This is a genomic window from Kitasatospora acidiphila (genome assembly GCF_006636205.1).
GTDB classification, from domain to species: Bacteria; Actinomycetota; Actinomycetes; order Streptomycetales; family Streptomycetaceae; genus Kitasatospora; species Kitasatospora acidiphila.
On record NZ_VIGB01000003.1, the window covers coordinates 959,789 to 973,787 of the forward strand.

Below are 13,999 nucleotides of genomic sequence, written 5' to 3' on the forward strand. Positions count from 1 at the left end.
GGGCCCGGTTGATCTGACCCGGGGCAGGGGTCCGTGGTCGCCGCCCTGGCCCGGTTGATCTGATCCGGCCGTCAGTTGGTGAGCCGGTTGGTGCCGTAGTGCTCGACGGTGGCCTGGTTGGCCGTCAGGTCGAGGTCGGCGGTGAACTTCAGCGAGTCGCGGATCTGTTCGAGCGTGGTCGCGGAGTTGGGGATGCCGCCGAGGGTGTAGGTGAAGGACTGCCCGGGGGCCACCTGGCGCTGCGCCAGCGGCACGTCGTGGAAGCCGAGTCGGGCGATGTAGAAGGACGTCCCGTCGCCTCGCGGCACCTCCAGGTAGTCCTGCTGGGGGTGGCCGTACTGCTGGGTGGCAGTGTAGCCGTGGTTGTCCGAGCCGGACGGCGCCCGGAAGACCAGGAGCGCGCAGTCCGTCGACAGTGTCTCGGAGGAGGTGTTGGTGAAGACGAACTGCCAGTCGCCGTAGTACTGGTTGCCGCTGAAGGTGACGTACTCGGACAGTCCGACATTGCTGCCGAACTGCGTGTTCAACGGCTCAGCGAGGATCGGGTTCGGGCCGCTGATCGGGTGGTTGACTCCGTTGGCGCACCGCTCCAGCGGCGAACTGTACTGCGACGGCTGCCCGGTGGGCGCCGCCTGGGTGTAGCCGGCCGGCCCGGCGCTCACCGCGGTGGTGGTGTTCGGGTCGGCGGCGGCCGGGCTGCCGCCGGCGAATGCCGCCACACCGGCGAGCAGCAGGACGGTGGCGAGTCCGGCACCCAACCCGCGCTTGTTGGATGGCACGTGCATGGGGGATCGATCCCTTCGGTCGCGAACGAGCGAACGACCCACGGCGGGTGTGCCAAGTGCCCGGAGGGTGTCGCGGGAGCGGCGGCGCACGCCGCTGCCCGGCACCTTGCTGTACGCCGGCTCGGAGCAGTGGGGGAACGCGGAGACGGCGCTTCTCAGGACACCCCGCAGAGGGCTCGCTGGTACGTTCGCACCGCCCGCTGCCCCCGTCAAGGGTCTGGACCATTCTGGTCTAGGCCATTGGGTCTAGACCATTCCTCCGCACTGGGCCTCAGAGCACGTCCGCCAGGAACTGCCGCAACCGCGGGCTTCGCGGGTCGCCGAACACCGCCTCCGGCGCACCCGCCTCCACCACCACACCGCGGTCCATGAAGGCGATCCGGTCGGCCGCCTCGCGGGCGAAGCCCATCTCATGGGTGACCACCACCATGGTCATGCCCTGGCGGCCCAGGTCCGCCATCAACCCCAGGACACCCTTGACCAGTTCGGGATCGAGCGCCGAGGTGGCCTCGTCGAAGAGCATCACCCGGGGCGCCATCACCAGCGCCCGGGCGATCGCGACCCGCTGCTGCTGGCCGCCGGAGAGCCTCCCCGGGCGCACCCCGGCCTTGTGGCGCAAACCGACCAGGTCGAGCTGGCGCCGGGCGGTCTCGACCGCCTCCTCCTGGGAGAAGCCGCGCAGCTTGCGCAGCGGCAGGGTCAGATTGCGCTCCACGCTGAGGTGCGGAAACAGGTTGAACTGCTGGAAAACCATGCCGACTTGGCGGCGCAGCTGGTCCGGATCGCGCCGCAGCACGCTCTCGCCGTCCAGCAGGATGTCGCCGCGATCGGGCTCCAGCAGCCGGTTGACGGCCCGCAGCAGCGTGGACTTGCCGGACCCGGACGGGCCGATCACGCAGAGGGTGTCACCGCTCGGCACATCGATGTCCACACCGCGCAGGATCGGGTTGCCGCCGAGCGACAGGTGCAGGTCGCGGATGGTCAGGCTGACCGGGGTGAAGTCGGTGGCTCGCGGATCAGGCACGGGTGGCTCCCTCGGGGGCGGCGGTGGGCTCGGCCGGATCGACGGGTCCGACCAGCCCAGTCGGAACGACCGGCTCGGCCGGCTCGGCGAGTGCGACCGACCCAGTCCGATCGACGGGCCCGACCGACCCGGGCAGCTCGGCCGCCGGGTCCTCGGCCACTCGCCGCCCGTGCCGAAGCCGCCGGTCGACCACATTGACCAGGTGCGTCAGCGGCACGGTCAGCAGCAGGTAGAACAGCCCGGCCAGGACCAGCGCGGACTCGTTGCCGGTGTTGGCGGCAGAGTCCTGGCCGATCCGGAACAGGTCGCGCTGGCCTGCCGTCAGCCCCAGGAAGTAGATCAGGCTGGAGTCCTTGACCAGCGCGATCAGCTGGTTGACATGCGGGCTGATCAGCGGCGGAGTCAAGTCCGTGCACGTCAGCGGCCGTCCAGCCCCGATCTGACGATCTGTCAATCAGCTGACGTGGCAGGACATGGTGCCGCAGGATCGGATGGCACGCGCAGAGGGCCTCGTTGCTCTGCGATCCGACGGCAGTGCCGCATCGAGGCACTTCGGATGGCCTCATCATCTGGATGTTCCGTGTATCTTCTAGCTCAAGCGAGCTAGCTCAAGCGAGGGAGGGAGCCGCACATGGTCCGATTGACTCGGGCTCAGCAGCAGGTGCGCACCCGGGAGGCCGTGCTGGCCGCGGCGAAGGCGGAGTTCACCGAGCACGGGTATGCCGAGGCGAAGGTCGACCGGATCGCCGAGCGCGCCGACTTGACCCGTGGTGCGGTGTACTCCAACTTCCCGAGCAAGCGCGCGCTCTATCTGGCGGTCCTGATCGACGCGGTCGAGCGCACCCCGAGCCAAGTCCCGACGACCTCGCCGCCGTCGATTGCCGCGGCGCTGGGCGGATTCGCCCGCACCTGGCTGCACCGGCTCCCCCTGACCGCCGCCGATCCCATGGCCCGCCAGGTGCAACTATCGGCACTGGCCCCCGTGTTCGACGATGAGCCGGGACGTGGGGCGCTCGCGCAGGTCTCCCGACTGGAGGCGCTGCTGCTCGCCCTCACACTGGAGTCGCGAGCATTGGCCGCAGCTGAAGTGACGGTGCGTCAAGTCCGCCGGGCCGAGCTGGTCCTGCGGTTGCTGAACGGACCGGGTGCACTGGTCGAACCTGCACTAGAGCTCGGCGATCCATTCGACGTGGCGGATGCCTGCGAGCATCTGGGCGAGCTCCGGCTCGCCGACACCTGGGCCCCGCCGCACCTGCCCCATGTGCGGCCGGCGCGAGCCTGCCGCGATCCGTGGACGCCGCCGGCCCGATTGCCCGATCTGCTCAGCGGCCGGCCGGTCGGATTCGCCGACGACGGTGTGATCGCCGTACTCGGCACCAGCCGGTTGGCCGCGGCCGAGGAAGTCGTCCGCGCCGCCCGCCAGGGCGACCAGGTCACCATCGCCGTGGTGACCGGCGACCCCGCCGAGACCGGACGCCTGGTGCGGCTCAGGATCAGCGACTTCACCCACTGCCTGCGGCACACGTTCGCCCCGGACGCCTGGCCGCACCTCCAACTCGTCCTGGACGACCGCGCCCTGGTCGCTGCGGCCGTTGGTGCACCGCAGGCTGACGACGCCACGGAGTATGCCGTTCGCGTCAGCAGCGGCCAACTCGTCGCCCGCGCCGAGGGACGGGGCGCCGCGCATGCCGCAGCCAGCGCCGATGCCCACCACACCACACCACGTGAGGCCGCGAAATGACCCAATCCGTCTCGCCCCATGCCACCGCTTCCGACCTGCTGGTGCTTCACGCCCTTCGCTGCATCGGCTTCTCGGGCCTCTCCGGGGTCGCCGCAGCCACCGGACTCCCGGAGTCCGAGGTCGAGTCGGAGCTGATCGACCTCGCCGTGGCCGGACTGGTGACGCACCTGGCCGGCCCGTTCGGCGGGTGGGGCATCACGGATGCCGGTCGGGCCGAGGACGCCCGGCGGATCACCGAGGAGTTGGACGCGGCCGATGCCCGGGCCCTGGTGACCGAGGCGTTCAGCGGCTTCCTGGTGCTCAACCCCGAACTGCTCGACCTCTGCACGGCCTGGCAGACCCGCTCGATCGACGGTTCGACGATCCTCAACGACCACTCCGACCAGGCTTACGACGCCCGGGTGTTGGAGCGGCTCGCAGATCTCGACCGCCGTGCCGACGCCGTCTGCGCCGAACTGTCCGCGGTGATGCTGCGGTTCCAGCGCTACCGCACCCGGCTCGCCGATGCGCTCACTCGTGCCAAGGCCGGTGAGCTGGACTATGTCACGGACGGCACTGCCTCGTACCACACCGTGTGGTTCCACCTGCATGAGGACCTGCTCGCCACCCTGGGCCGGCCCCGGCACTGATGTCACCGGGAAGGCGGACCGATGTCCTGGATTCACCCCATCTCAGCGGAAGTTGAGGAGACGGCCGAGACCCTTGGCGGCAAGGGACACGGGCTGGTCGTGCTGCGGCGCCTCGGCCTTCCCGTGCCACCGGGTTTCGTCATCGGTACCGCGGCGTGCCGCGCCTTCCTGCGCGACGGGCGGCTCCCGGAGGGTCTCGACGCCGAACTGGCGGACGCGCTCTCCGGTTTGGAGGCCGCCACCGGGCGCAAGCTCGGCGGTACCGAGCGCCCGCTCGCGGTTTCGGTGCGGTCAGGGAGCAGCGTGTCGATGCCCGGCATGATGAGCACCGTCCTCAACCTCGGTCTCACCGGGGCGGCCACCAGCGCGCTGGCGGTGGAGACGGCAGACCCTCGGTTCGCGCTCGACTCCCGTCTGCGGTTCCTGTCGAGCTATGCGACGGAGGTGCTCGGTCTGGAGCAGGAGACTCTGGCAGCCATCGCGCAGCGGGCAGGAACCGCCGTAGTGGTCAGGGACGTTGAGGACGCCATCCGCGCACGCACCGGTGAGCCGGTCGGGGAGGACGCTGCGCGGCACCTGGAGCGCGCCATCGCGGCCGTCTTCTCGTCCTGGGACGCTCCGCGCGCGATCACCTACCGTGCGCTGCACGACATTCCGGCCGACCTCGGCACCGCCGTGACCGTCCAGGCGATGGTGTTCGGCAACCGCGGCGACCACAGCGGGACGGGGGTCGCGTTCAGCCGCGACCCCAACACCGGCGAACCGGTGCCGTTCGGCGAGGTCCTGTTCGGCCACCAGGGCGAGGACGTCGTCTCGGGCCGGTCACTGACCTCGCTGCTGCGGGAGCTGGCCGAGCGGGAGCCGGCCGTGTGGGCGAGCCTGCTGGACGCCCTGGAGCGGATCGAAGCGCACTACCGCGATGCTTGCTATGTGGAATTCACCTTCGAGGCTGGTCAGTTGTGGCTGCTTCAGGTGCGGCCCGGGCGGCTGGTCGGACGAGCTGCGGTCCGGGTCGCGGTCGACCTCGCCGATGCGGGCACGATCGAGCGCTCCGAGGCACTGCTGCGGATCACCCCGCAGCAGCTGCGCCAGGTGCGCACGCCCCGGATCGCGCCGGACGACGCGGCCGACCTTCTCGCTCGCGGACTGGGCGCCTCGCCCGGCGTCGCAGTGGGCCGAGTGGCCACCAGCGCCGACAGCGCGGCCCGGATGGCCGCGCAGGGCCCGGTGGTGCTGGTGCGACCGGAGACCTCGCCGCTGGACATGCACGGCCTGGCCGCCGCCGTGGGCATCGTGACCAGTCGGGGCGGGCCGACCAGCCACGCCGCCGTCGTCGCACGGTCGTTGGGCAAGCCCGCGGTCGTCGGGGCCGCCGGTCTCACGGTGGATGCGGCGGCCGGCGCACTCCGGGTCGCCGGCCGGACGCTCCCCGAGGGCACCCTGATCGCCCTCGACGGCACCAGCGGGGAGGTCGTCGTCGGCCGGCCCCGCGTCGTCGACGCCGGCCCCGACCCTCGGCTGCACCGGCTGCTCGCCTGGGCCGACGAAGTCGTCGGCGAGGGCGGTGACTTCGAGCGTGGCAAGCCCGAGAGCGGCGAGTTCGGTCGCGACGACTTCGAGCGCGGCGAGACCGGTCCCGACGACTTCGAGCGCGACGAAGCCGCCCGACTCACTGCGGCTCAGGCCGTGCTCCGCCGGTCGACGACCGGCTAGCTGGCGCCGCGGTGGGGCCCGCTCCCAGGCGGGACGCTGTTGGTTAATTCGGGCCCGTGCGTGACGTCGGCCTTCAAGACCCGGTTGTGGTCTTGAAGGCCGACGTTGTCGTTTGGGGTGGGTGTGGGTGTCGATGCAACCGAGTGGGCCGGGCGGGATTCCGGCGGAGACGGTGCGGGTGGCGCGGGCCGCGTTCCCGAAGGGGAGTCTGGCGATCCGGGTCCGTGACGAGCTGGGGCCGATGTTCCGCGACGAGGAGTTCGCGGATCTCTTCGCTTCCCGGGGCCGGCCTGCCTGGTCCCCTGCGGGACTGGTGCTGGTGCTGGTGCTGCAGTTCGTTGAGGGGCTGACCGACCGGCAGGCCGCGGAGGCGGTGCGGGCGAGGATCGACTTCAAGTACGCCCTCGGTCTTGAGCTGGACGATCCGGGCTTCGATTTCTCGGTGCTGTCGGAGTTCCGGGACCGTCTGGCTGGCGCGGACGGCGGGCGGTGGGTGCTGGACCTGGTCCTGACAGCGGCCCGGGAGAGAGGGCTACTCAAGAGCTCGGGCCGGGCCCGCACGGACTCCACGCATGTGCTGTCCGTGACGCGTGCACTGTGCCGGCTGGAGCTGGTCACGGAGACCCTGCGCTCGGCGTTGAACGCTCTCGCCCTGGCCGCCCCGGCCTGGCTGGCCGAGACCGCCGAACCGGACTGGTTCCGGCACTACACCACCCGGGCGGAGGATTCCCGGTTCCCCAAAGCTCGCGCGAAGCGGGACGAGGTGGGCGTTCGGGTTGGCCGGGACGGAATGCGGCTGCTGGAAGCGGTCTTCGCCGTCGACGCCCCTGACGTCCTGCGCGGGGTCAGGGAAGTGGAGACCCTGCGCCAGGTGTGGGTCCAGCACTACCACCTGGTCGCAGGCGAGGTGATGACCAGGGACCCAAAAGACCGTCCTCCAGGCGCCACGCGCCTGGTCAGCCCCTATGACACCGATGCACGCGGCAGCGTCAAGCGGGACACCATGTGGGACGGATACAAGGTCCACCTCACCGAGACCTGCGAGCCGGACGCGCCGAACCTGGTCACCAACGTGGTCACCACCCTGGCGACCGTCCCGGACAGTGTGATGAGCGAGGAGATCCACACGTCCCTCACCGCACGGGAGTGCCTGCCCGGCGAGCACTGGGTGGACGCCGGCTACCCCACCGCCGCCGCGATCGTCACCGCCTGGCGTGAACACGGCGTTGCCCTGCACGGCCCGGTCGCGGCCAGCACCAGTGCCCAGAGCGCCGCGGCGGGCGGCTTTGACCAGGAAGCGTTCACCATCGACTGGGAGAACAAACAGGTCACCTGCCCGGGAGGCCACACCACCAGCAGCTGGCACGAACGTCGCTCCCAGGAAGGGCTGCACGTGATCCGGGTGCGATTCTCCATGACCGACTGCAAGCCCTGTCCCGTCCGCCGACAGTGCATCAACTCACCCACCGCCGAACGCCGCGAGCTTCGACTACGCCGCCACGACGAACATCACGCCCTGCGCGTGGCCAGAGCAGAGCAGCAGACCGAGGCCTGGAAGGACCGCTACAAGATCCGCGCCGGAGTCGAAGGCACCATCTCCCAAGGCGTCGGGCGCTGCGGCCTGCGCAGATCCCGCTACCACGGCCTGGCGAAGACCAGCCTCCAGCACCAGCTCACCGGCGCGGCGATCAACCTCGCCCGCATCGACGCCCACCTCACCGAAACGCCCCGGGCCCGCACCCGAACCAGCCACTTCGCAGCACTTCGCCCCGCCGACCGACCGGTCGGCGGGGCGAAGCAGGGCCCGAATTAACCAACAGCGTCCCAGGCGGGAGCGGGCCCTTGGCGCGGCTACCTACCGAGCCCCGCCGGTGCCGGGGCGTACCCGGCCGGACGGGTGGTGAAGGTGCCGCGGCCCTGGGTACGGCTGCGCAACCGCGAGGCGTAGCCGAACAGTTCGGCCAGCGGCACGATCGCCGTCAGCACCGCGGTGCCGGCCCGGCCGACCTGGCCGAGGATCCGGCCGCGCCGCGCCGCAAGGTCGCCGAGCACCCCGCCCACCGCGTCCTCCGGCACCGAGACGGTGACCTCGACCACCGGTTCGAGGACCGCCATCGTGCAGCGCCGCAACGCCTCACGCAGCGCCAGCCGGCCCGCCGTGCGGAACGCCAGCTCCGAGGAGTCCTTCGGGTGCGTCGCCCCATCGGTGAGCACCACCCGCAGGCCCGTCACCGGATGACCGCCGAGCGGCCCCTCGACCAGTGCGTCCCGGCAGCCGGCCTCGACCGCCCGGACGTACTCCTGCGGCACCCGCCCGCCGGTCACCGTCGATGCGAACTCGAATCCCTCCACCTCTTCGGACGACGCCACATCGAGCACCAGGTGCGCGAACTGCCCGGCGCCGCCGTCCTGTTTGACGTGCCGGTACACCGACCCGCTGACTCCCCGCACGACAGTCTCCCGGTAGGCCACCTGCGGGCGGCCGACCCCGACCTCCAGCCCGAGGTCCCGGCGGATCTTCTCCACCGCGACCTCCAGGTGCAGTTCGCCCATCCCGGAGAGCAGCGTCTGCCCGGTCTCCGGATCGGTGCGCACCTTGAGCGACGGGTCCTCCTCCGCCAGCCGGGCCAGCGCGGTGGCCAGCCGGTCGGTGTCGGTGCCGCGGCGGGCTTCGACGGCGACGGAGACCACCGGCTCGGCGGTGCTGGGCGGTTCGAGGACCAGCGGCGCGCCCGGCACGGTCAGCGTCGCCCCGGGCCGGGCCGCCTTGACCCCGATCACCGCGACGATGTCGCCCGCCACCGCCTGCGCCACCTCCTCATGGCGGTCTGCCTGCACCCGCAGGATCCGGCTGATCCGCTCGGTGCGCCCGGCGCCCGCGTCCCACACGGTCTCCCCCTTCCGGATCGTGCCCGAGTACACCCGCACGAAGGTCAGTCGCCCGGTGGCCGTGGAGTTGACCTTGAACACCAGCGCGGCGAACGGTGCCGCCGGGTCGGCCGGCCGCTCCTGCTCGGCGCCGTTCACCGTGCCGCGCACCGGCGGCAGTTCGGTCGGTGCGGGCAGATATGCGACCGCCGCGTCCAGCAGCGGTTCGATGCCCCGATTGCGGTAGGCGGAGCCGCACAGCACCACCAGGCCGGCACCGCTGCGGGTCACCGTGCGCAGCGCCGCCGCGAGTGTCTCGGCAGTGAGCGTGCCGGTGTCGCAGTACTCCTCCAGAGCGGTCGGGTCGAGTTCGGCGACCGCCTCGGTGAGCTGCCGCCTGCGCTCCTGGGCCGTCGTCAACAGGGCATCGGATACCGGTGTTTCGGTGCGTTCGCCGTTTCCGGACCAGCACAGGGCGCGCATCCGGACGAGGTCGACGACGCCGGTGAAGCCGTCCTCGGCGCCGATCGGCAACTGGACCACCAGCGGCGTCGGGTGCAGCCGCTCCCGGATCGAGGCGACCGCCCGGTCCAGGTCGGCGCCGGCCCGATCGAGCTTGTTGACGAAGGCGATCCGGGGCACGCCGTGCCGATCGGCCTGGCGCCACACCGACTCGCTCTGCGGCTCGACTCCGGCCACGGCGTCGAAGACCGCGATCGCGCCGTCGAGCACCCGCAGCGACCGCTCCACCTCGTCGGCGAAGTCCACGTGGCCAGGGGTGTCGATGAGGTTGATCCGGTGACCGTCCCAGTCGCAACTGACCGCCGCCGCGAAGATGGTGATGCCGCGGTCGCGCTCCTGCGAGTCGAAGTCGGTGACGGTGGTGCCGTCGTGGACCTCGCCTCGCTTGTAGGTGGCGCCGGTGGTGTAGAGGATCCGCTCGGTGACGGTGGTCTTACCCGCGTCGACATGGGCCAGGATGCCCAGATTGCGAACGGTGGTCAGGGAGTTGGCGGTGGTGCGCACGGCCGTGCCTTTCAGCGGTGAGGTGGAACGGGGTGGCGCGATGTGCCGGGACGAAGCCGTGTTCGGGCACGCGGTGCGTCCGTTGACGCGTGCTGCCCGTACGTGGACGCGTACTTGACGCGGTCGACGCGAAGTTGACGCGGTCGACGCGTGCTTGACGCGTCAGGCACGTACGTGACGCGGCGGGCGCGTGGTTGACGCGCCGGGCGCGCCGGTCAGGCGTTCGTCAGGCCCTGCGGTGCCGGGCGCGCAGCCGGCACCGGGCCCCCGAGGACACCAGGATCACCTCGTACCGGCCCCGGGGAACGACGACAGCGCAGCGGTCACGCATGGCTGGTCTCCCCTCGCTCGGCACGGCACGCGCCAACTCACGGTCGTGGCGCGTTCTTGGAGGCGAAGGTAGCGCGCAAGACCGTCAGGACGACAGCAGTTTTTCGACCACCACCCGGAACCCCGGATGGTTCGTTCGCTATCGTTGACGTCATGTCAGAGTCAGCTGCACAGCTCGTGGTCACCGTGCGTCCGTCGATGCCCGCGGCCTGGTTCCACCACCTGCTCACCCGTCCGGTCATCGAATTGGACGGCACCGAGCACCCGGCTCGCTGGGGCGCCAACGCCCTGCCCATCGAGGCCGACCACCCCCATCAGCTGAGCGTGTTCTTCCGCTACCGGGGCCAGCACTCCGCCCGCCTCGGCGAGGGCCGCTCCGGGCTCACCGCCGCCGCACCCGGCAGCGCCGCAGCCGTCCGCGCCCAACTGGGTGTCCGCAACTCCAGCACCTTCCGCATCACCGGGCCCGCCGTCCGGGTGTGATCCGGCGGGACCGACAGTTGAGCCCCGAGGGATGTCATCCCCCGGGGCCCGGCGTTCGGTTGGGGCCCACCGAGCAGAACTCGGCTCGGGCCGACCGATCAGAAGAAGTCGCGACGCTCGATGATCTCCTCGCGCTCGATGACCTCTTCGCCGCCGAAGAGGCCACCGAAGAAGCCGTCGCGCTCCACGACGGTCTCACGCTCGATGATCTCCTCCCGGCCCCAGCGGTCACGGCGCACGATCTCCTCGCGCTCGATGACCTCCTCGCCGCCGAAGAAGCCGTCGCGCTCGATGATCTCCTCGCGCTCGTAGTACTCGCGCATGGTCACTCCCCTGCCCTGGTCACTGCTGCTGACGTGCTGACAAGCGAGACCCTAACGCAGTCCCTCGAACGTGATCGAAACAGGTGTGCAACAGCTTCGCCACCGGTTCTGACCTCCTCTCACTCGGCGTCCGCCGCCCCCGGGACACTCGGCATCCGCCACCGCGGAACCGGTTCACCAGTCGCCGCGTCCCATCGCCGGAACCGGCACCCGCGATCACGGGGTGCGACGAGAGGCGGGGGACGAGCATGCGAACCAAGCGCACGGGCTGGGTGGCGGGGCTTGCAGCGCTGGCGGCGCTACTCGCGGGGTGCGGCAGCAGCGGCGCACCAGGAGCGGGCGAGCTGCGCGCGGCGCCGGTGGCCGAAGCGGTACCGACCGATTCGGAGCTGAAGGGCACCGCGGCCGGCACCGAGGCGTTCGGCCTGGACCTCTACCGGACCGTGGGCGGGCAGCGGAACATGGTGCTCTCCCCCGCCGGACTGGCCTCGGCGCTGGGAATGGCGCTGCCGGGTGCGCGTGGCACCACGGCGCGGGAGATGAGCACCGTGCTGCACACCGACCTGCCCGCCGACCGCTACGCGATGGCACTCGGCGCGCTGACCGGCGATCAGAAGTCGGGCGGCGACGGCCTGGTGCTGAAGCAATCGGACACCGCCTGGACCCAGCGCGGCTACCCGGTGAGCCAGGACTACCTGGCGCTGCTTGCCGCGGCCTTCCACGCCGGCCTCTACACGGCGGACTTCGAGAAGGACCCGCAGGGAGCGACCAAGGCCGTGAACGCGCTGGTCGAGCAGCAGACCGGGGGTCGGATCAAGAACCTCTTCGACCCGGGCTCGCTGGGCCCCGGCACCCTGCTGACGCTCACCGACGCGCTCTACTTCACGGCGAAGTGGCAGCAGCCGTTCAAGCCGGAGGACAGCGCCGACCAGCCGTTCCACCGGCTTGACGGCAGCACGGATACCGTCCGCATGATGAACCAGACGAGCCGGCTGGGCTATGCCCACGGCGGTGGCGGGAGCTCCGGCCCGTCCTGGCAGGCGGTGGAACTCCCGTATCAGGGCGGCAATCTGGCGATGGACCTGGTGCTGCCCGACTCGGGCGAGCTCGAAGCCTTCCGCAAGAGCCTGAGCGGTGCCGCCCTGGACGGCATGCTCGGCGCGCTCCACGACACCGAGGTGGAGCTGGCGGTGCCGAAGTTCGGTTTCAACAGCGGCGGGTCGCTGAATGAGCCGCTGGCCGCCCTCGGCATGGGCTCGGCCTTCGGCCCGTCGGCCGACTTCTCCGGGCTGGCCGCCCCTGGGGCGAAGCCGCCGACGATCGACCAGGTGGTGCAGAAGGCCATGGTGCTGGTGGACGAGAAGGGCACCACGGCGGCGGCCGGCAGCGGGGTCCACATGGGCGCGACTGCGGCGGCGCCGCCGCAGGTCGCGGTGCACCTGGTCCTCGACCGCCCGTTCTTCTTCCTGATTCGCAATGTGCAGACCGGACAGCCGCTCTTTCTCGGCCAGGTGACCGATCCGGCGACGAACTGAGTATTTTCGCTTTATTCAAGCACCTCTTGACGGCTTTTCGGTTAGCACACTATCTTGCCGATGGATCGGCAGATCAGAAGTGGACTGGCCCGGAAAGAAGTTGACCGACTTTCTGATTTGTCAGATTAGTCAGGGGGTGCCTCGATGAATACTGAAGAACCGGATGTGACGGAAGTGAACTCCGTCGCAGCGTCGGAGTCCTGGCCGGCTTCGGAGCCCCGCCCGGGCTCGGGGTCCTGGTCAGGCTCGGCATCCTGGCCGGGTTCGCAGTCCTGGTCGGAGCCGGAGCCGGAGTCCTGGTCAGGCCCGGTCGCGCTGATCGGTGCCCGGCTCATCGACGGCACAGGGGCTGCGGCGTGCCCCGCCACCGATCTGCTGATCGAGGGTGGGCGAATCATCCGGCTAGGGCCCACCGGTTCGGTCGGAATTCCGCCACACGCCCGGCTCGTTCCGTGTGACGGGCTGTCGGTGCTGCCGGGATTCATCGATTCGCACACCCATGTGGAACGCGATATTCCCGCCGTCCTGCACGGTTTTCTACAGGATGGCGTGACCAGCATCGGCAATACCGGCAGCGGCCCCCAGCTGATCGAGGAGCTGCACCGCGCCGGGCGGCAGCCCGGTGCGGCCAACGTCTTCGTCGCCGGGCCCGCGATCACCGCGCCCGGCGGCTATCCGGTGATCCGCGGCGACGGCTCGGCGGCCCGCCCCGTCCACACCGCAGACGAGGCCCGGGCCGCGGTTGACGAACTGGCTGCCCGCGGCGTGGACTTCATCAAGGTCACCCAGGAGTCCTTCGACTTCAACTACCGATCGCCAGGCCGGCTCCCGGTGCTGCCCCCCGCCCTGATCCAGGCGGCGGCCCGCCGGGCGCACGAGCACGGGCTGCCGGTCCGCTCCCATGTCCACCACGTCGACCAGCTCGATGCCGCGCTGGCTGCCGCCGTGGACAGCATCGAGCACCTGCTCTTCCCGCTGCCCCCGGAGACCGGATACGTCGAACTGCAGCGCGCCGGCCGACTGCGCCTGGATGCCCTGCCCGATTTCGCCCGGTGGATCGATCGCATGGTCGCGGCCGGCGTGCGCCTGGTGCCGACCCTCGGCAGCGAGCTGACCAGCATCCGCATCGGTCTGCCCGAACTGCCGGACGCCACCCTGACCGAGATCGAGCAGCTGCTGGTCGAGGTGGTCCGGCGCTTCACGGCGGCCGGCGGGCGGATCGCGCTGGGCAGCGACTGGGTCGGGCTCCCCGGGATCCCCGCCGGGCGCCCCCGCCAGGAGCTGCACCGGCTGCTCGCCGCCGGGCTGACCCCGCTGCAGGTGATCGAGGCCGCGACCCAGGGCGCTGCGGCGGTCTGCGGCCGAGCCGGCCGGCTCGGAGTGCTGGCCCCCGGCCTGCCGGCCGACCTGCTTCTGGTCGACGGCGATCCCAGCGCCGATCTCGCGGCACTTGACGCCCTTCGCGTGGTCCTCAAGGACGGCCGAGTGGTGGCCGGCCGACTGCCCGTCGCCCCGGCGACGGCCCTGCCGAGCTGACGGACT

12 protein-coding genes are annotated in these 13,999 nt (G+C 71.0%); 7 read left to right on the plus strand and 5 right to left on the minus strand.

Translation table 11 applies throughout. From position 1 onward, the window contains the following. Positions 1-71 precede the first annotated feature (71 nt). From E6W39_RS05190 to E6W39_RS41040, 3 genes are all read right to left on the minus strand, one after another. The gene (locus tag E6W39_RS05190; RefSeq protein ID WP_141632482.1) at positions 72-785 is read right to left on the minus strand and encodes a hypothetical protein; all 714 of its coding nucleotides are present in this window, start codon (positions 783-785) and stop codon (positions 72-74) included. A gap of 271 nt (positions 786-1,056) precedes the next feature. Continuing rightward, on the minus strand, positions 1,057-1,809 hold the full coding sequence (locus E6W39_RS05195) for an amino acid ABC transporter ATP-binding protein (protein WP_323808985.1): 753 nt from the start codon (positions 1,807-1,809) through the stop codon (positions 1,057-1,059). Continuing rightward, on the minus strand, positions 1,802-2,215 hold the full coding sequence (locus E6W39_RS41040; RefSeq protein WP_228717978.1) for an ABC transporter permease subunit: 414 nt from the start codon (positions 2,213-2,215) through the stop codon (positions 1,802-1,804). The genes E6W39_RS05195 and E6W39_RS41040 overlap by 8 nt, the downstream gene beginning before the upstream one ends. Before the next feature lie 225 nt (positions 2,216-2,440). Here E6W39_RS41040 and E6W39_RS05205 point away from each other — a divergent pair, with 225 nt between their 5' ends. The 4 genes from E6W39_RS05205 to E6W39_RS05220 all read left to right on the plus strand — a co-directional run bounded on the left by E6W39_RS05205 (position 2,441) and on the right by E6W39_RS05220 (position 7,705). Further along, positions 2,441-3,550: a TetR/AcrR family transcriptional regulator gene (locus E6W39_RS05205; RefSeq protein WP_141632484.1), complete on the plus strand. Its 1,110-nt coding sequence runs from the start codon at positions 2,441-2,443 to the stop codon at positions 3,548-3,550. After that, positions 3,547-4,179, plus strand: coding sequence for a transcriptional regulator (locus E6W39_RS05210; RefSeq protein WP_141632485.1), 633 nt, complete (start codon positions 3,547-3,549; stop codon positions 4,177-4,179). Before E6W39_RS05205 ends, E6W39_RS05210 begins: the two co-directional genes overlap by 4 nt. 21 nt (positions 4,180-4,200) lie before the next feature. After that, positions 4,201-5,892 (plus strand): pyruvate, phosphate dikinase, encoded by a 1,692-nt coding sequence (locus E6W39_RS05215; protein ID WP_141632486.1) that lies wholly within the window; start codon positions 4,201-4,203, stop codon positions 5,890-5,892. Positions 5,893-6,019: 127 nt separating this feature from the next. Further along, positions 6,020-7,705, plus strand: coding sequence for an IS1182 family transposase (locus E6W39_RS05220; protein WP_141632487.1), 1,686 nt, complete (start codon positions 6,020-6,022; stop codon positions 7,703-7,705). A gap of 38 nt (positions 7,706-7,743) precedes the next feature. Here the strand turns inward: E6W39_RS05220 and fusA are convergent, their stop codons facing one another. Continuing rightward, positions 7,744-9,786, minus strand: a complete 2,043-nt coding sequence (gene fusA / locus E6W39_RS05225) for an elongation factor G (RefSeq protein ID WP_141632488.1) — start codon at positions 9,784-9,786, stop codon at positions 7,744-7,746. 483 nt (positions 9,787-10,269) lie between these two features. Between fusA and E6W39_RS05230 the strand changes: the two genes are divergently transcribed. Beyond that, a complete protein-coding gene (locus E6W39_RS05230; protein WP_141632489.1) occupies positions 10,270-10,599 on the plus strand; it encodes a hypothetical protein in 330 nt (109 codons plus the stop codon). Between the two features lie 98 nt (positions 10,600-10,697). On the opposite strand, the gene E6W39_RS05235 is transcribed toward E6W39_RS05230, so the two are convergent. Continuing rightward, positions 10,698-10,922, minus strand: a complete 225-nt coding sequence (locus E6W39_RS05235; RefSeq protein ID WP_101384033.1) for a hypothetical protein — start codon at positions 10,920-10,922, stop codon at positions 10,698-10,700. A gap of 248 nt (positions 10,923-11,170) precedes the next feature. Between E6W39_RS05235 and E6W39_RS05240 the strand changes: the two genes are divergently transcribed. Continuing rightward, positions 11,171-12,457: a serpin family protein gene (locus tag E6W39_RS05240; RefSeq protein ID WP_141632490.1), complete on the plus strand. Its 1,287-nt coding sequence runs from the start codon at positions 11,171-11,173 to the stop codon at positions 12,455-12,457. 144 nt (positions 12,458-12,601) lie between these two features. Continuing rightward, complete coding sequence (locus tag E6W39_RS05245; protein WP_141632491.1) at positions 12,602-13,993, plus strand: amidohydrolase family protein; 1,392 nt, start codon at positions 12,602-12,604, stop codon at positions 13,991-13,993. Positions 13,994-13,999: the final 6 nt, after the last annotated feature.